The sequence below is a fragment of the Flavilitoribacter nigricans DSM 23189 = NBRC 102662 genome (assembly GCF_002646595.1).
Taxonomy (GTDB): domain Bacteria; phylum Bacteroidota; class Bacteroidia; order Chitinophagales; family Saprospiraceae; genus Flavilitoribacter; species Flavilitoribacter nigricans.
Window position 1 is genome coordinate 409774 of record NZ_PDUD01000018.1, and the last position, 18379, is coordinate 428152.

An 18379-nucleotide genomic window follows, 5' to 3' on the forward strand; every position below is an offset into this window, starting at 1 on the left:
GCTGGCTAAACCGGTCAGCTCACGTGTTTGATCTGATCATCTTCCAGGATCGGTTTCCGTTGGTAGCGCAGGAAAAGCTGGGCCGTAGCCAGTACATCTTTTTCGCAATACAGCGCGATGCGCTCCAGATCATCTTCCTCCCAGAATACCCGGCCCACTTCGCTGCCGTCGATATCGTCTTTAGGAGAAGGGAAACCCAGTACCGCCGCCAGGAGTTTCAGGGAAGTATAGCTTTTGTAATCACCGAATTTCCAGAGTTCCATGGTATCCAGGAGATGTTTCGTTTCCCAGGGCTTTTTGCCGTACAGGTCCAGGGTAAACGGCAGGGCCAACTGATTGACGACCATCCGGCGGCAGATATAGGGAATATCGAACTCCTTAATATTATGGCCGCACAGGAAATAGACGTTGGGGTTGCCGTAGTATTCATCTACTACTTTGGCAAACTCCTCCAGGAGTAGTTTTTCATTACGATCCGCAAAGGATTTCAGCCGAATGGCCAGTCGTTTGTCAGCTTTATCCCGTCGGACGATCCCGACGCTGATACATACGATCTTACCGAATTCAGCATATATGCCGGCTTTCTCCGGGAAGAGCGCCGCGGCCGTTTCGGCATCGATCTCTTCGTCGTACTGGCGCAGAATAGATCGGCATTTCAGACGCCATAACGCCTGCATGGGTTCCGAAAGTTCTTCGTAAGTAGCTACACCGGAAACGGTTTCAATATCCAGAAAAAGCACCTTGCCTACATCAATTTGTTCTATCATAATAGCTGGTGGAATTTGGCTAAAAATACTATTGGAAAAATATAAGGAGGTCGTTCTATACAATTTTTTTTAAAAGTATGACGTTTTTAGGTCATCATTTGCAAACACGCTTATTTGTTAACCAACTTTTTTTTATTATGGCAACCACAAGTTCAAGTCCAAGCCCGAATCCTTCATACCAATCTTCAGGTGGCGACTCCAACAACAAAGTACCTTACATTGTTGCGATCGTTCTCCTGGCTTTGGCTACCGTTGGATTAGGGATATTCTCCTTCTCAAAAAGTAGCGAGAATGAACAGGTTTCTGCTATGTACGATGAGTCAGAGCAGTTGAAAGCGGAACTTGAAAAGCAGTACTACGAAGCACTTTCCGAACTGGAAGAGCTGCGGGGTAGTAATGACGAAATGAATGCTTTGATCGAACAACAGAAAGTTGAACTGAAAGATCAAAAAGACAAGATTACCGGTCTGTTGAAAGACAGCCGTAACCTGGGTGCTGCCCGTAAGGAGCTGAACGCTCTGAGAGCACAAGCTGAAGGTTACATCGCTGAGATCAACCAGTTGCGCGAGCAAAACGAGGTGTTGACTTCCGAGAACACTCAATTGTCTGAAAACAATCAGCAATTGAACATGAGCCTGGAAGAGCAACAAATGGCTAATGCTGAACTATCTTCAGAAAGAGCCGTACTCGTTAGCGAAAAAGAACAACTGGAAGAAGTTCGCCAACAACTGTCCCGCAAAGTTAACATCGCTTCCGTGATCAAAGTCGACGGAATCGAAGTTACCGGTCTGAAGACCAAAAAAAGCGGTAGAGATGTGAAGCGTTCTAATGCTGACAACATCGACAAGCTGCAGGTGTGCTTCAACACCACTTCCAACGACGTTGCTGAAGATGGTACCGAAGTATTCTTTGTACGCATTATCAATCCATTAGGTGAAACGCTGGCCATCGAAGAAATGGGTTCAGGTGTAATGACCAACAATGCCAATCAGGAGCAGGTATTGTACACCCAGGCTAAAGAGATGGACTATTCCGGCGAAGCTGGTAATCTTTGCACACTGTGGACTCCTAACCAACCGCTGCAGGAAGGTAGCTACGAGTTGGAGATCTACAACAAAGGTTATCTGGCTGGAACGACCAGTTTCCGCCTTAAGTAATTGTCAGGTGATTTTAAAGGAAGGAACTTTCAGATTTTCTGTTAGTTAAAAAAACACAGCCGGAGATGCGCTCGCATCTCCGGCTTTTTTTTGCCAGTCTGCTCTGGTTTTAGAGAAGTGTTTTGAACTTTAATTATCGTTTCCAGTTATTGAAGTTGTTTACCTTTGTGTTATAATTTCCAACATGGCCGAAGAGAAAAAAGATCAAAAGCACGAATCGTTTATCAATCCGATCGATCCCGATAAGATCACGGAAAATCCGCATTCCCTCCCTTACGCGCATACGGTAGGCGGAGCGGTCATCAAACCCGAAGATCGCGGTAAGATCAAGGGCCGTGCCATGGCCGCCATGTACGAGCAGACCGACATGCACCTCGGGCAGATCCGGGAGCAGATAGAGTTGCTGGCGCGGCAGGCTAAAAATATTCAACACCGGGTCCAGATTTCGGAGGAGATCTACCGGGCCGAGTTGAATTTTGAGCCCATCATTGCCAAGGTCTATTACCTGTACCGCCGTTCCAATGGCAAATCCGTCGTTTCCATGGTGAGCCCACCGGAATGGGGGAAGAATCCGCCCTTCCAGTTCATTGCCACCGTCCAGCTTCTGTCCGATCATACCTGGGAAGTGCTGGAGATCGTGGACGACATTTACACACCGGAATAGATATTTGCCCGATCCGCATCGGATCTTTCACTTTTGCAATTCTGCTACATGAAGTCAATACAAGTTTTTTGCGGTTCCAGTACCGGATTAAATCCGATCTACGCCCAGATTGCCGGGCAAACCGGGACTATGCTGGCCGAACGCGGTATTCGTCTGGTTTACGGAGCCGGCAGTGTAGGCTTGATGGGGATCATGGCCGATGCCGCGCTGGCCGCGGGTGGCCAGGTGACGGGAGTGATCCCGCATTTTTTACGGGATATGGAAGTTTGCCACGAAGGACTTACGGAACTGGTGCTGACGGATTCCATGCATGACCGCAAGGTGGAGATGCTCCGCCTGAGCGATGCCGCCATTGCGCTGCCGGGCGGATTCGGAACGCTGGATGAGATCTTTGAAGTGATCACCCTGGTGCAGTTGCAGCAGACCTTCCAACCGATCGGGTTTCTGAATGTGAACGGGTTCTACGACCCGATGATCGCCCATTGCCACAAAATGCACGAAGAGGGTTTTGTGCGAAAGATGCACCTGGATATGATCCATTTTGCGGCGGATCTGGAAGAATTACTGGAAAAAATGAGCGTATCGGCGCCCATTACCGCCAAAAAATGGTGGAAATAAACCAGGGTGATTTCCCGCTCAAAAGCATAATTAATCAGGCGTTGATAAACCCAGCGGGAATACCTATCTTTGCAGCCAAATTAGACCATTCAAATTTGCAAATAATTATAACTGATGTCAAATACTGTAACCGAAAAGAATTATAAGGTAAAAGATATTGCCTTAGCTGATTGGGGACGCAAGGAGATCGAACTTGCTGAAGCTGAAATGCCGGGTCTGATGGCCCTGCGGGAAACCTACGGTCCCCAGCAACCGCTGAAAGGTGCCCGGATCGCCGGTTGTTTGCACATGACCATCCAGACGGCCGTTCTGATCGAGACCCTGCAGGCGCTGGGAGCCGAAGTGAGCTGGTCTTCCTGCAATATTTTCTCTACCCAGGACCACGCCGCTGCCGCCATCGCTGCTGCCGGTGTTCCCGTTTACGCCTGGAAAGGTATGAACGAAGAGGAATTCTGGTGGGCGATCGAACAGACCCTCTACGCATTCGAAGGCGGTAAACCGCTGAATATGATCCTGGATGATGGCGGTGACCTCACCAATATCGTACTGGATAAACACCCCGAACTGGTAGATGGTATTCGGGGCCTGAGTGAAGAAACCACTACCGGCGTTCACCGCCTGTACGAGCGGATGAAAAAAGGCACCCTGCCGATGCCCGCTATCAACGTTAACGATTCGGTCACCAAGTCTAAGTTTGACAACAAATACGGTTGCCGGGAAAGCTGTGTGGATGCTATCCGCCGGGCTACGGATGTGATGCTGGCCGGTAAAGTGGCCGTTGTCGCCGGATACGGTGATGTAGGTAAAGGTTCAGCTGCTTCCCTGCGTGGTGCCGGATGCCGCGTGATCGTTACGGAGATCGACCCGATCTGCGCCCTGCAGGCAGCCATGGACGGATTCCAGGTACTGAAAATGTCGAATGCCGCACCGCAGGCCGATATCGTGGTAACTGCTACCGGTAATAAGGACATTATTTCCGAAGAGCATTTCCGCCGGATGAAGGATAAAGCCATTGTCTGCAACATCGGCCACTTCGATAATGAGATCGATATGGCCTGGTTGAACGGCACTTACGGTGACAGCAAAGTAGTTGTGAAACCGCAGGTGGATAAATATACCATCGACGGTAAAGATGTGATCATTCTGGCCGAAGGCCGTTTGGTTAACCTCGGCTGTGCTACCGGTCATCCTTCTTTCGTGATGTCCAACTCCTTCACTAATCAGGTGTTGGCCCAGATCGAACTCTGGAAAAATCACGATCAGTACGAAAACAAAGTATACATGCTGCCGAAGCACCTGGATGAGCAGGTGGCCCGCTTCCATCTCGAAAAAGTGGGAGCCGAACTGGAAGAACTTTCCGAAGACCAGGCGGAATACATCGGTGTTGAACAGCAAGGTCCGTTCAAGCCGGATTACTACCGCTACTAAGGAATATAAAGGAACGGGCCATTGGGCCTTCCTCCAAAAAAGAAACCCGAAGCCTTGCGGCTTCGGGTTATTGTTTTTTAGCCGGCCTGCTCGCGCAAGCCGTCTTCTCGTATTTGGTTTATACGCCGGCTGATACCGTTAATTTGCCAGATCCGCTCCGGGTTGATCCGGTAACTACTGCCCATAGCGGCAGATTCGTGTACCACACATCCCGTTTCACAGAGTGAATCCAGTTGCATTTCCAGTTTAGCCGGTGATACACCGGTTTGTAAGTAAAGTTCTGCTAGAGAAGTTGTTTCCTTTTTCCGAATGTGCTCCAGAATGGGAATATTTTCCTCGTTGCAAAGGGTTTCGAGCACCTTTAGTGCTCTGGTGAGCCGCGTCCGACTCGTACGTGTAATAGTGTTCCATGTGTCCATAGGAAATGGATTTAAAAAGTAGTTAATGAATATGCATCTTATACAAGTGTTGGGACAGATAAATATCGCCATTACCCGTACGGGGCAATGCCATAGTGCTCATTTCCTATTTTGTAAATAAGTCAAAATTGCCTTAGACCAGGTATTAGTGGTCAAGGACTTTCCAGATTTGTAATGTAGGAACCTCTAATTTTGATAGCCTCTCAAAAGGGATTACGAATAGGGAGGGATGAGTGGGAGGAGATTCAATTGATTTTGTGGGAATACTATATTTGTTACGGCTTTTCATTTTTTAGGTTACACATAGCATAAGTTTTTTTCATCTGTTTGAAAGGGCTACTTGAAGTATTAATACGTATGACGTTAGATATCAGAAAGATAAAAGGCTAATTTTTTTCAACTTTTTTTAGAAAAAAAATTAAAAAAAATGCAGAAATCTACCCCAAAACTTACTTTTTAAGCACGATCGGCGGCTCTGGATAGCACAAAATCAAACAAAAAACGCCCTCCCTGGCGGGAAGGCGTTATACGTAACAATCGTCTGTATAGGGGGAACAATTGTCAACACATTTACACTGTATCTTAGAACTTAACCCCCAAACTCAGGGTCAGCATATTGTTTTTTCCGTCCACTCCTTTAAAGAAATTAGCCTGTCCGATCTCATAATTCAGGTCGGCGGTCAGGAACAGTACATCCACTCCGACGCCCAGGTTATAGCCCCAGGTGAGGCGGTTCAGGTCTTCTATACTCAGGCTGTAAGATTCGGTTTCCTTGACCCCCGTTACAAAGGTCGGCACAAAACCACCTTCCGCGCGGATACCCAGAAACTTATTGTTACCGGTAAGATTGAAGCCGATATTAATCGGTGTTTTCACACTCTGGATCGTCGTTTCATCCTTCCACATGTCGAGATCCGGATTTTCAAAATCACGCATCAGACGGGCCGTATTGCTGTAGTAGTGAGCACCCGGGTTCAGATAAATAAAGCCTTCACCGATCCGAAAGTCGACACCGGCATTCCAACCGGCTTTGGCCTCCGTTCTCAGGTCGCCGATCTTGGCGTCAAGGGCCGATACGTTTACCCCGACTTGCGGGTTCACCTTCAACTGAGCCTGCGCTTGCCAGCTCACCAAAAATATCATACAGGTAGTTAATACAACTGTTAAGCGTTTCATCTTCCTAATTTTTTATCCGGCATGCGATGCATCCGGCGGTTTGTAAAATCGAGTGATCTTTGTGATGTAATACAAGCCTAAAACGTCCGCTATCCAGGAAATATGTGTGAAGAAAATATGAAACTGTGTTAAGGAAAGAATAAAGACCTACCCTACACGGTATGAGCGGTAGCCTACGGTACACTTACTAACTTCTAACGCTGTAGATAATAGAAAAGGAATTGGTGGAGCGATCGGCGGCAAAGCACCAATCCTTCAGGGTGACGTCCTTATTATAGTCCATGGTTTTACGGCTCAGGAGCCTTTAAAAGCTTCCTGCATCAATCACCATCCAACAATCGCGCTCTTTCCCTTATGCCACGTCCGGTTCTTCCTCATCAACCGGAGTCTGATCCAGAAACCAGACGATCAGAAACCCGATAATGACCAGAACGATCACGCCCAGCACCATCGGCTCGCCGTCGTAAGCAGCCGGTAAAACACTCTTCTCCAGAAAAGGCACCTCTTCACCGTGACTATCGATCCGGTATTCGATCACATTGCGCCAGGGCCAGATCTTATTCAGAGAGCCCACCATAAAACCGGTAAGAATAGCCATGGTCAGACTACGGTGGTGCTTAAACGCCCACGAAAGGAAGCGGGAAAATGTAGCCAGACCGATCAGAGCTCCCACGGCGAATACCCCCAGGATCTTCAGGCTGGCGCTATCAAAGGTTGTCAAAGCCGTCTTCACCGCGGGAATGATCACCGTGTACATGCCCATCAACAGGAGGATGAAGCTACCGGAAATACCGGGCAGGATGAGGGCGGATATCGCGATCATACCACAGATTAGGATGAACCAGAGAGAATCGATCCCCTGGGCGGGAGCAGCTACGGTAATGTAGTACGCCAGGGCTGCGGCTGCAACCAGACCGGATATCTCTACTACCGTCCATCGGCCCACCCGCTTGCCGATGTACCAGACCGAGGCCAGGATCAATCCGAAGAAAAAGGCCCACAGCAGTTGCGGATGACTTTCGAGTAATCTGGTGACGATAAAAACCCCGGTAACCAGACCGAAGGCCATTCCGGGTAATAATACGGCCAGGAACGGACCATTTGCCTTTTCCCAGACGGCGCTGAGACCTCCCTGGCGGAACGCTTTGAAGAGATCCGGTCCGAGAATGCTTTTGATGGTATCCAGTAATTCTTCGTAAATACCGGTGATGAATGCCAGGGTTCCACCCGATACGCCGGGGATCACTTCAGCCAGGCCCATGGCGGCACCTTTCAAAAAAAGTAAAAGTCTGTTCCTCATGGGCGCTAAAATAGTTTTTTTCGGTAAAGAAGCTATTGGGTAGTCTAATTTAAAATAAATGCGATCGGGGAACTGCTGACAGTAGACAATGTCCCGGAGATAAAAGCCCAGCCCTCACCGGGAGACTACAAAAATTATTACTCGTGAACCCGGCTTTTGACCCTGGGGTCCGGGGGCGGGATGATCTCATCGAGGGGAATTTCCGATCCAAGTTTACTGAGGTCCGGTTGCCCGGCATTTACCCAGGCGGTAAACCAGGAGCTGCCGATCGCGCGGATAGAGGCGCGCATCCGTTCTTCCACCATACCGTCCATCGCCTCGTGGTAGGCTCTGGAGTAGGCTTCGCATTGCGTACGGATGGTGGCGTCAAGCCGGTCCTCATAACAGAACTGCTGATCGCGGGGGAATTGTTCGCTCAGACGTCTTTCAATTTGCAGCACACTGTCTACCAGCACGTGGCTGGCCAGTACGGTTTCCCAGAATACTTCGTCCGGGCGTTCCCAGTATTCGGCCGGGCCCACGAAAAAATCGTAGTTCTTATCGGCAAACAATTCCGGCAGCCGGCTTTCCCAAAATGCATGGATACCGGGCTGTCCGGTCAACTGGCCGTTGTAGTTTTCGGTAGTATGCAGCGGCACGTGGGCGTCTCCGATATAATGTCCCATTTCCGCCGAGAGCCGCAAGATACGCCGGAGGTCTTTCTGTTGGAAAGCCCGGGTCAGGTCAAACTGCATTTTCTCCAGATGGTACGGCAGGATACCGTACTCCGAGAAGTGTTCTTCGGCAAAGGCCGACTGACAATCGATCTCCCGCCCGAACAGCGTGCTTAGGTCAGCACAGGTGACCGTCCATTCGTCCGCGTAAAACTGAGGAAGGATCTTTTCCAGGAAAAATTGCCGGTATTGTTTGGTGGGAACCGCGTAGGTATTGCTCTCCGAATGATCCCGAAAGGTCAGATATTCGAGATCCCGGGAAAAGGTGTCCAGCCCAAAAGATAAAGTATCGCCCCCGCCATTGAGTACATATATAGTTGTATGGCGGATCAGGGCATCCGTCCAGTTTCGCGGGACCTTTTCAAACGGATAGACATCCCAGTGATCGATATCAATATAGTGGCGGACCGCCTCGTGTTTGGTCGCGTAGCGGCGTTTATCGGGATCGACCGCGTGCTCGGTGATGTATTCCAGGTGCTTTTTGTAAAAGCGACTCATTTCCGGCGGCAGGGTAAATACCGCCATCCGGTTGATCCGGCGGTGGCCGAAAAAACCCCACCGGGGTGCAGTGGCCGAAACAGAAATGCAGATAAGCAGAAAGAAAAGCAGCCTGCGGTATGTAAATAGATGGTTCAGACCAGATAGTATTTAAACGTTGAGATTCGGAGATGCCGGTCAGACCCGAGCGACCTCCTCATCTCAACGTCCGGAAGGATCATTTATTTTTCAGGGCCAGCACCGGTGTATCGGCGTGATAGGCCATCTGTTTGGTCTTGCTGTAGTGAAACAACTCCTGCAGGAAATTCCTCTGGTGGGTCACCATCGCCAGCAGGTCAACATGGTTGGCCTCCATGTATTTGGTGAGTTCTTCGTTGATATCGGTGCCGTCCAGTACGTGAAACTCCATGTTGTCGTATTCACTGAATATCCCGGCAAAGGTTTCCATCTTTCGGGTATACGCTTCGGTATGGGCCAGATCCACATTCAGACAGTGAATATGGGGTTTGAAGGGGGCAAACATTTTATTCAGTAAGTGCAGCGTCAACTGTTCTTCCTCCGAAAAAGTAGTGGTGAAAGCGATCTGATCGATCTTGCCGTCGAAAGTACTCTTTTCCGGAATAGTCAGTACCGGGCAGGGAGCATTTTCCATCACCTCACCGGCGGTACTGCCCATAAAGATCTCTTTCAATCCGCGGGCACCGGTCGTACCCATTACGATCAGGTCGATGGCATCATTCACGGCCACTTCCAGGATGGCCGACTCGGGGTCTCCCTGTTTGAGCACGTGTTGCATGATGATATGGTCGAATCCGTGCGCCCGGGCGGTATCCACCAGTGGAGGAATGGCATCGCGGTAACTCTCGAATTCGTAGAGGTCCATATTATCGTAAAAATTGCGAAGCGACGGCGTCAGTTCCATATCGCTCACCTGCGGCATTTCGTAGGCGTGCAGGGTGGTGATCTCCGCGCCAAATTTATCCGCCAGATGCAGGGCATAGATGAATGCCTGTTGGGCAGCATCGGAAAAATCGGTAGGAAAGAGTATTTTATTCATTGATCTGCTATTTGACTCGAAAAGGTAAGGATAAATTTAAGTTTCTCCGCCCATTTCGGCTACGGCTTGTACCAAACTTAAATTTCAGTTTACATCTTCCTGGTTAATAAATTCGGTTTTCTTGCAGCAGGTCCGGATGACACAGATCACCATCCGCTGTGATTCGGATCAGTGCATGCCGTCCGTTACCGGCCTATCTTAGTGCCATTATTAAACAACAGTAGTAAACAACAGTTTGGTTATATATCATAGTCTATTGGGTGTTCAATTGTTTGCAGGTGGTTGAATTAGGTTGAACCAAGATAAAAAACCACCTAGCGGCCGCTCCGAGTCATCGGGGCGGCCTTTTTTTTGGTCTGCTGAGATTCTCCATTCGTAGAAAATTAATTTCAATACGGGCCTGAACGCGCCAAGTTCCGTAATTTTATAAGGAAATCATTCGGACTTTCGGCACTGCACGTCCAGCCGGCGGCCCGAGGATTTAATGATAGCGAGAGAAAATCTACCAACACCAAATATTCTTAACCAAAAAATGCACTTATGAGGCAGAGTTTCACCTTATTGTTATTGACTCTTTTTCTAATGTCCGGTACAAACCTGGATGCCCAGAAAGCATCTTACTTCAGTCCGGACGACATCGAAATCCCCTATCAGAAATTTGTACTGAACAACGGTTTGACCCTTATCGTCCACGAAGACCACAAAGCGCCGATTGCGGCGGTCAACGTCTGGTACCACGTGGGATCGAAAAATGAAAAACCCGGGAAAAGTGGTTTTGCCCACCTGTTTGAACACCTGATGTTCAACGGTAGTGAAAATTACGATGATGATTATTTCCAGGCACTGGAACGGATCGGCGGTACGGACCTGAACGGTACCACCAACAACGACCGGACCAATTATTTCCAAAACGTTCCGCTGGCCGCACTGGACCAGGTGCTCTTCCTGGAAAGCGACCGGATGGGCCACCTGTTGGGCGCTATCGACCAGGAAGTACTGGACGAACAGCGTGGAGTGGTACAAAATGAGAAACGCCAGGGAGAGAACAATCCCTACGGCAAACAGTGGGATCTGATCACGAAGGCCATGTTCCCCGCCGGTCACCCCTATTCCTGGACGGTGATCGGAGAAATGGAGGATCTGAACGCGGCTTCGCTCGAAGATGTACACGAATGGTTTAAGACCTACTACGGACCGGCCAACGCCGTCATTGCGATCGCCGGTGATGTGGATGCGGAAGATATTTACAAAAGAGCGGTCAAATACTTTGGTGATATTCCGGCCGGACCGGCTCTGGTTCGCCCGGAAGTAAATATCCCTATCCGCACCCAGGAGACCCGACAAAGCTACCAGGATCGCGTTCCGGAAGCCCGGATCAATTTTGTCTGGAATACGCCGGAATGGGGATCCAAAGAGGCCGTACTGCTCAATCTTGCGTCGAGTGTCCTGTCCAGCGGTAAAAACTCCCGTTTTTACAAGCGACTCGTTTACGACGATCAGATCGCCAGCTCCGCTAATGCTTTTACCTGGGAAAAGGAGATCGCGAGTAATTTCATCGTACAGGCCAACGTGAAACCCGGGAAGACCGTAGAAGAAGTAGAAGCTGCCCTGAACGAAGAACTGGATAAGTTCCTGAAAGATGGTCCGACCCAACAGGAACTGGACCGGGTAAAATCACAGTATTTTGCCGGTTTCATTAAAGGCATCGAGCGGATCGGTGGCTTTGGTGGTAAATCCGACATCCTCGCTCAACACGAAGTGTACGGCGGTAGTGCAGACTACTACAAGGACATCCTCCAAATGGTAGCGGATGCCAAACCGGCCGATGTGCAAATGGCCGCCAAAAAATGGCTGAGCGCCGGACGCCATACTCTGATCTGTACGCCTTTCCCCGAATTCAGCACCATCGCATCGGATATCGATCGCAGCAAGGGACTGCCGGAAATGGGAGCTCCCGCGACGGTTAAATTCCCAGACCTGGAACGCACTACCCTGAGTAACGGCATGGAAGTGGTGCTGGCCAAACGCCCGGGCATTCCGACGGTAGTGATGCGCATGATGTTCGATGCGGGTTATGCATCCGATCAGTTTTCCAAAGCAGGCACGGCTTCGCTTGCGATGGATATGATGGATGAAGGCACTAAAAATAAGAGCGCTCTGGAGATCAACGAAGAACTTCAGACCCTCGGCGCCGGTCTGGCCGCCTATTCGGACCTCGACGCTTCCTACGTCAATCTGAACACCCTCAAACCTACACTGGAACCCAGTCTGGATATGATGGCCGATGTGATCCTGCGCCCCTCTTTCCCACAAGAAGATTTCGACCGGCTGAAAAATCAGACGATGGTCCAGATCCAGCGGGAAAAATCCCAGCCGGTGCAGATGGCCATCCGGGTAATGCCTAAGTTCCTTTACGGTGAAGGACACGCCTACAGCCAGCCGTTGACCGGATCGGGTTACGAAAGCACTGTACAATCCATGACGCGGGACGATATGGTTAAGTTCCACGATACCTGGATCCGCCCGAACAACGCCACGCTGATGGTGGTGGGCGACCTGGATATGGCCGAACTCAAGCCCATGCTGGAAAAACGGTTCGGAGACTGGAAGAAAGGCAAAACGCCTAAGAAAAACATCGCTGAGGTAAAAGAAAGCAATAAGGGTAAACTGTACCTGATGGATCGTCCCGAAAGTCAGCAATCCGTGATCATCGGCGGTTACCTGATCGATCCGTACGGCAAGGTGGATGAAATTGCCCGGGAAACGGCAGTTAATGTGCTGGGTGGTGAGTTCACGGCCCGGGTAAACATGAACCTGCGGGAAGACAAGCACTGGGCCTACGGTGCCTATACTTTCGTCCAACAGGCAAAAGGGCAACGCCCGATGCTGGCCTACGCTCCGGTACAGACAGATAAGACCAAGGAATCCGTGCAGGAGATCATCAAAGAATTTGAGATGTTCGTGGGAGACAAACCGGTTACGGAGGAGGAATTCACCAAGACTACCGGCAACGCCATTCTCGCACTGCCCGGTCAGTGGGAAACCAATAATGCCGTGATGAGTTCCCTGAATAATCAGCTCAAATACGACCTGAATGATGATTATTACCAGACCTACGGAGACAAGGTCCGCAACCTGGAGCTTTCCGACGTTCGTTCGCTGAGTAAAAAGATCGTTCGGCCCGATGATATGGCCTACTTCGTGGTAGGCGATAAAGAAAAGATCCTGCCCGCGCTGAAAGAGCTCGGTCTGGAGATCGTACTGGTTGATGCCGACGGAAATCCGATCCCGGAATCCAAAGCAAAACCATAAGGATTTAGCATTGTTGAGCGACCGGAGTTTTCCGGTCGCTCAGCAAATTTTGCTTCTACCCTTCCTCCGTATCCGTCAGGATAAATCCACTTCCGTATACATTATTGATCTTGATCAGGGGATCTTTGGCCAGGTATTTTCGCAGGCGGGAAATGAACACATCCATACTGCGCCGGGTAAAATAATCATTGGTATTCCAAAGGGTATTCAGTACCTGCCGCCGCGACAGTAACTTGCCTTTATTTTCACAAAGGAGTCGCAACAACTGGGCCTCTCTTTCCGTCAGGATCTGCTCCTCCTCATCCAGCACCAGTTTCTGATTGCTGAAATCGAAATGGTAGGCGCCTACTTCGTACGATTGTTTCTGCGGACTGGTATTGCCCTTGCTTCTCCGCAGGATCGCTTTGATGCGGGCCAGCAATTCTTCCTCGTCTACCGGCTTGACAATGTAATCATCCGCCCCGAGATTAAAACCTTTCAATTTGTCGACTTTCAGCGCCTTGGCGGTGAGGAAAATGATCGGCACCCCCGCTTCGATCGCGCGCAGTTCGCCAGCCAGGGTAAATCCATCCATTTCGGGCATCATCACATCCAGAATACAGAGATCGTAGGCTCTTTTTTTAAAAGCCTTCAGCCCGGCTTTACCGTCCCGGGCCAGTTCCACCCCAAAATCCTTCATTTCAAGGTATTCCTTAAGAATGTATCCGAGGGTTTCATTGTCTTCTACGAGCAGAATGTTATTCATGACAGATCAATATGGGTGAAGAGAGATGTGGCGCTGGCCGTTTATTTGCAATGGAATATTTGGTACTGTAAACCAGGATATTGTCGTTTAATTGTAGAGAGTAGATGGTAAAGCGTAGAGAGACTGTAACCGTTAAAATCAGGGATCTTGCTCCATTTTAACGATAGGTAATCCCTATGCCCTTTACTTTATACCCGCTACCTAAGTTGCAACTTAGGTTATTTATAATCACCGGGAATGGGCAGAGACACTTCAAACCGGCTTCCTTCTCCGGCTTTACTAAAGACTTTGATTTGTCCCCGGTGCGCCTTTACGATCTGACGCACATAGTTCAGCCCCAGACCAAAGCCTTTCACCTGATGTAAATTGCCGGAAGGCACCCGGTAAAACTTCTCAAAGATCTTTTGCTGCTGGTCGGTCGCAATCCCAATGCCCCGGTCCAAAACACTCACCACCAGCCAGTCTTCCTCATCGCGGGTACTGATCTCTATGAACGGTTCGTCGGTCTGGTATTTTAGCGCATTGTCCAAGAGGTTCTGGATCACATTGCGAAAATGGACCGGGTCCACTTCCACCCAATCGTTAATAGCCTTAAGCTCGGGTTGCAGCTTTCCGCCCCGGGCCTGTACCTGGGGACCAAAGGAACTTAAAAGCTCCCCGATCAGATTATGCAGGGACAGGCGCTGCTTTTCCATCTGGTAATTTCGTCCTTCCAGTGAGGCCAGTTCCAGCACCCGTTCTACGTGGCCTTTGATCACTTCGTTTTCCTTTTCGATCAAAGTAGCGTATTCCTCAACCTTTTCGTTCTGCCCCTTGCCAACCGCAGTTTTCAGCATCCGGCTCAGCATTCCGATGGAAAATACCGGTGTCTTCAACTCGTGGGTCAGGTTATTGATAAAATCATTCTTTATAATGTCCAGTTTCCGCTGATGATCGAGGTAGTAGATCAATAGCCCCAGGCAGATCGCGAGGAACAGGATAAAAATGACCGTAGGGATAATCAGATAAGCCAGACGGCCCACCAGATAATTTAGCGTATTTTGAATGTGCAGCCGGAAGTAGGGCCGGCAATTACAGGCCCGCATCGCCAGTCCACCGATCGGACGCTGGTAACTTACCTGCGTATCGTTTTCGGACAGAAAATCCTCAGTAGCTACAAATACATGTTTTTCATCCTCATCCGTCAGCGCAAAAGCATAATCCATCCGCAGGCTGTCCGCTCCCAGGAATTCCCGGATCAGGAAATGCAGCGAATCCCGTAAACGATCCGGCAGGATCAACTCGGGACTGGCCAACGGATTTCTTTCGGTCACCAGCATACGAATGGTCATTTCCCGCACATTGTTCTCCCGCACCAGTTTGAGATACATTTCATCCAACAGGTGCTCCATTCGCTGATCCAGCCGTGCCCGCTCCAACAACAGTCCCGCCCGGAGGTAACTGTATTGCACAAATACCAAACCGAGCAACGAAATGATCACGATACCGACTATAATCCAGTTCCTCACCGCTTGAAATTAGCTATTTTCTATTCTCCCGACCAAAGCTTAACCTTCGTTTACGGGTATTAACTTTTTGTTGGGATATCGATACCCCGGTATTTTAGGAAGTTGGGATCTTGGGTGTAATGACAAGAAATAGACTGATCCTCCTGATGCCCCATCTGCCAAACATCCTAATGGTTTATGCCGCCACCATCCAACTTCCGGAAATCCTCGAAATTCCCCATGCGCAAGGATAATTCCGGATGGTAGTACGGATCGCCCGCCTGGATAAAGTTCCGCCATTTTTTCCGAAAAAACCGGATTTCTCTTTTGGCGCGTTTCCTTTTTTCCCCGGTATCCTCGGCCCCGCGACTGATAGATTCGTAATGATAAAGCTTAACGAAAGGGGTGTAGACGATCCGGTACCCGGCCTCATGGATCTTCAGGCACAGGTCTACATCGTTAAAAGCGACCGGTAGCTGCTGCTCATCAAAGCCCCCCACGGATTCAAAAACGGAAGTTCTAAGCATCAGGCAGGCAGCCGTACAGGCGCTTACATTCTGTACTTTATTCGCCCGGCCGTTGTATCCGCCAAAATGGTCGGGATAGTGTTTGTGCGTATGTCCGGCGATCCCTCCGATACCCGTAACGATACCGGCGTGCTGTACGGTATGATCCGGATAGAGTAATTTGGCACCGACGGCCCCCACCCTTTCGTCCGCGAAGTAACTTAACATCCGGGTGATCCATCCACTGGTGATCACTTTGACATCATTGTTCAGCAATAGCAGGAATTCCCCTTTGGCCTGTTGGGCTGCCCAGTTATTAAGCTGGGAGAAGTTGAAAGGATGATCCCGGCGAAACCATCGCACCTGGGGAGAAGTTTGTTGCAGTGTTTCCAGAAATTGATAGGTTTTCGCTTCCCGGCTGTTATTACTGATCAGCAGCAATTCGTATTCCGGATATCTGGTGCGGGAGAAAATACTTTGAATACATTGCTCCAACAAATCCAGTTGATCCTTAAAAGGAATAATGATACTTACTTTGGGAGTTCCCTGCACCGGCTGCAGCACCTCGCTGCTGCCCGGAACCAGTCCGGGATTCAACTGAATACCCCGTTTGGCAAAGTGCTCCGTCCGCACCTGGATCTCCGCTGCCTCTTTCCGGGTATAATGAACCAGCCCTTGCTCCGTACGGTGCAAACGAATCCCCGGCAGACGGGCAAAACGGTCGGTGATCTCCATTGTCCGTAGTAGAAAGTGGTAACCTCCCGAACGCAGATCCAGCGCTGAGAACCAATTGAGTTGTTTTGCGAGCCGGAAGCTAACGCAAAAATTGGGACCGATGTAATTATCAGCGGCAAGGTATTCCGGGCTGAAGGCCGGTTTGAAACTTGGGCTATGGAAGTTGCCATCCGGATCCAATAAATCTTCGTCGAAGTAGATAATATCGGTCTCCGGGTGCTTGCTTAAAAAGTGTTGCAGCGCCAATAACAGCTTAGGTGGCAATACCGTATCCTGGGCGTGCAGTAGCAGATATGCTGCTCCATCTGCCTTAAATTGCTCTGGGTTAAATATGCTTGCACCACTTCCCGAAGATGCCCATTGGTGCGTAAATAACCGAATATTGCTGCTATCGGGAGAATTGGCAGCCAACTCAGGTTCCGCTTCATCGTAGGCAAAGAAACGGCCGATTGGTAGCTCCACCTGGTGCCCTTTACGATCGGTGAGCCCCAGTTGCAGATCACTAAAGATCCCATTGAAGGGCAATTGGAAAAGAAACCCCTGCTGCTCGAAATCAGAAAATTCCGAAAAAAAGGCCGATAATTCCGGTTTGAAAAAAGTATCTGCTTTTGCAGTCAATAGAAGATCGCCGACAGATAATTCCGGTAGCTCAATCTCGTTTCGAGCCAAAACCCATACGATCACTTTCAGGATACCAGCCTCTTTACGGCAGTCCAGTAAATAGACTTTCAGGTCTTCATCGTGCTGTAGGAACTTATCGGTGTAGGCGGATTGCCCACGTCCACGCCGAAGCATTTTGAGAAAGTTTTCCCAAATGAGGCCGGGCGGTTCCTTCCTGATCGCTTTGAAAAGGATCCTGAAGTTGTGAAGTTTGAATAGCTGCCGAATATTCATATGGTCCGGGATCAGAGCATAAAGTCGTCTTCTGGTGTAAAATCGTCTTCTACCACCCGGGTATTTGTCAGGCTGTCGTGCCACCCGGTCGGGGCGCCGAACAGGAAAGAAAAAGGATCAAAGGGGATCAGTCGGGCCAGGGTGCGCTTCACTACGGTCAGCAGGTCCGGCTTCGATCCATCCATCATGACCACTTTTGTTTTAGTAATGGATTTTCCCGGTGTTTTTCCGAAAAGATATTCCGTCCCCGTCCAGTAGAGGAATACCAACAGAAAAGATAGCGGCACGATGACCCGCCGGGAGTTCATCATGTTCTCGTCGAGGATTCCGATGCCCTCCAGTAAAGCCAGCACGGCCCCCTGGAATAAAAATGCAAACAGGAGATCCAGCATCAGATTGGAAAAGCGCTGATTTTTACTGGCCATGTAGTCTGCGAGGTAGGTGGCCTCATTCGTCTTGTAGTTATCGGTAGGTTGTTGCTTCATCTTTTGGATTTAATTCAGCCGGAAAGTAATTATTTTTTTGCAGTAATCAATTGGTGGGCGGTATATCCGACACCGCTTTTATTAGTCAGCGCGAAGTTGGCAGATTTTTCAATCAGCCTTTCGGGCAGGTACTCCTTTAGCATAACCTTTTGTAACACCAGGGAATTTATAACGTCTAGGGGCCTGATCTACCAGGAAATGTATCCATCGTTTGTATACCAAATTGCACAAATCATTATTCAGGCAAAGGTGCAGCGCACCGTCCTGGCTCCAACATAGAACGGGAGGGATTTTTCCAGGTGCAGCGCACCGTCCTGATCATTTCCCATATCTATCGATCAGGTCGCTACGCTATAGCTCTAGGTGTGTTCAGATCAAGGGGAAGAAAATAATAGGGTGCGCTGCACCTGTAATTTGA

At 49.5% G+C, this 18379-nt stretch carries 15 protein-coding genes; 5 read left to right on the forward strand and 10 right to left on the reverse strand.

Features of this window, described 5'->3' with window-relative positions:
* Window positions 1-14: 14 nt before the first annotated feature.
* The gene (locus tag CRP01_RS12665) at window positions 15-767 is read right to left on the reverse strand and encodes a 3'-5' exonuclease (RefSeq protein WP_099150405.1); all 753 of its coding nucleotides are present in this window, start codon (window positions 765-767) and stop codon (window positions 15-17) included.
* A 308-nt stretch (window positions 768-1075) separates the two neighbouring features.
* On the opposite strand from CRP01_RS12665, the gene CRP01_RS12670 reads away from it, so the two are divergent.
* From CRP01_RS12670 to ahcY, 4 genes are all read left to right on the forward strand, one after another.
* Window positions 1076-1924, forward strand: coding sequence for a hypothetical protein (locus tag CRP01_RS12670; protein WP_099150406.1), 849 nt, complete (start codon window positions 1076-1078; stop codon window positions 1922-1924).
* A gap of 184 nt (window positions 1925-2108) precedes the next feature.
* On the forward strand, window positions 2109-2588 hold the full coding sequence (locus tag CRP01_RS12675) for a DUF2452 domain-containing protein (RefSeq protein WP_099150407.1): 480 nt from the start codon (window positions 2109-2111) through the stop codon (window positions 2586-2588).
* Window positions 2589-2636: 48 nt separating this feature from the next.
* Window positions 2637-3206 carry an LOG family protein gene (locus tag CRP01_RS12680; protein WP_099150408.1) on the forward strand — a complete coding sequence of 190 codons (570 nt, stop codon included), beginning with the start codon at window positions 2637-2639 and terminating at the stop codon, window positions 3204-3206.
* A gap of 114 nt (window positions 3207-3320) precedes the next feature.
* Window positions 3321-4634, forward strand: coding sequence for an adenosylhomocysteinase (ahcY, locus tag CRP01_RS12685; protein WP_099150409.1), 1314 nt, complete (start codon window positions 3321-3323; stop codon window positions 4632-4634).
* Between the two features lie 77 nt (window positions 4635-4711).
* On the opposite strand, the gene CRP01_RS12690 is transcribed toward ahcY, so the two are convergent.
* The 5 genes from CRP01_RS12690 to CRP01_RS12710 all read right to left on the reverse strand — a co-directional run bounded on the left by CRP01_RS12690 (window position 4712) and on the right by CRP01_RS12710 (window position 9797).
* Complete coding sequence (locus CRP01_RS12690) at window positions 4712-5053, reverse strand: hypothetical protein (RefSeq protein ID WP_143473371.1); 342 nt, start codon at window positions 5051-5053, stop codon at window positions 4712-4714.
* A gap of 582 nt (window positions 5054-5635) precedes the next feature.
* Window positions 5636-6229: an outer membrane beta-barrel protein gene (locus tag CRP01_RS12695; protein WP_099150411.1), complete on the reverse strand. Its 594-nt coding sequence runs from the start codon at window positions 6227-6229 to the stop codon at window positions 5636-5638.
* Between the two features lie 352 nt (window positions 6230-6581).
* Window positions 6582-7529: a DUF368 domain-containing protein gene (locus CRP01_RS12700; protein ID WP_185154557.1), complete on the reverse strand. Its 948-nt coding sequence runs from the start codon at window positions 7527-7529 to the stop codon at window positions 6582-6584.
* Between the two features lie 137 nt (window positions 7530-7666).
* A complete protein-coding gene (locus CRP01_RS42750) occupies window positions 7667-8767 on the reverse strand; it encodes a zinc dependent phospholipase C family protein (protein WP_185154558.1) in 1101 nt (366 codons plus the stop codon).
* A 190-nt stretch (window positions 8768-8957) separates the two neighbouring features.
* Entirely contained in the window at window positions 8958-9797 is an 840-nt protein-coding gene (locus CRP01_RS12710) for a universal stress protein (protein WP_099150413.1), read from the reverse strand.
* 540 nt (window positions 9798-10337) lie between these two features.
* Between CRP01_RS12710 and CRP01_RS12715 the strand changes: the two genes are divergently transcribed.
* Window positions 10338-13109, forward strand: coding sequence for a M16 family metallopeptidase (locus tag CRP01_RS12715; protein ID WP_099150414.1), 2772 nt, complete (start codon window positions 10338-10340; stop codon window positions 13107-13109).
* 55 nt (window positions 13110-13164) lie between these two features.
* Here the strand turns inward: CRP01_RS12715 and CRP01_RS12720 are convergent, their stop codons facing one another.
* The 4 genes from CRP01_RS12720 to CRP01_RS12735 form a co-directional block, all read right to left on the reverse strand.
* Complete coding sequence (locus CRP01_RS12720; RefSeq protein ID WP_099150415.1) at window positions 13165-13854, reverse strand: response regulator transcription factor; 690 nt, start codon at window positions 13852-13854, stop codon at window positions 13165-13167.
* Window positions 13855-14072: 218 nt separating this feature from the next.
* Window positions 14073-15362, reverse strand: coding sequence for a sensor histidine kinase (locus CRP01_RS12725; protein ID WP_099150416.1), 1290 nt, complete (start codon window positions 15360-15362; stop codon window positions 14073-14075).
* A 167-nt stretch (window positions 15363-15529) separates the two neighbouring features.
* Window positions 15530-17377, reverse strand: coding sequence for a glycosyltransferase family 2 protein (locus tag CRP01_RS12730; RefSeq protein WP_170110346.1), 1848 nt, complete (start codon window positions 17375-17377; stop codon window positions 15530-15532).
* A 110-nt stretch (window positions 17378-17487) separates the two neighbouring features.
* Window positions 17488-17961 (reverse strand): RDD family protein, encoded by a 474-nt coding sequence (locus CRP01_RS12735; protein ID WP_099150418.1) that lies wholly within the window; start codon window positions 17959-17961, stop codon window positions 17488-17490.
* Between the last annotated feature and the right edge of the window lie 418 nt (window positions 17962-18379).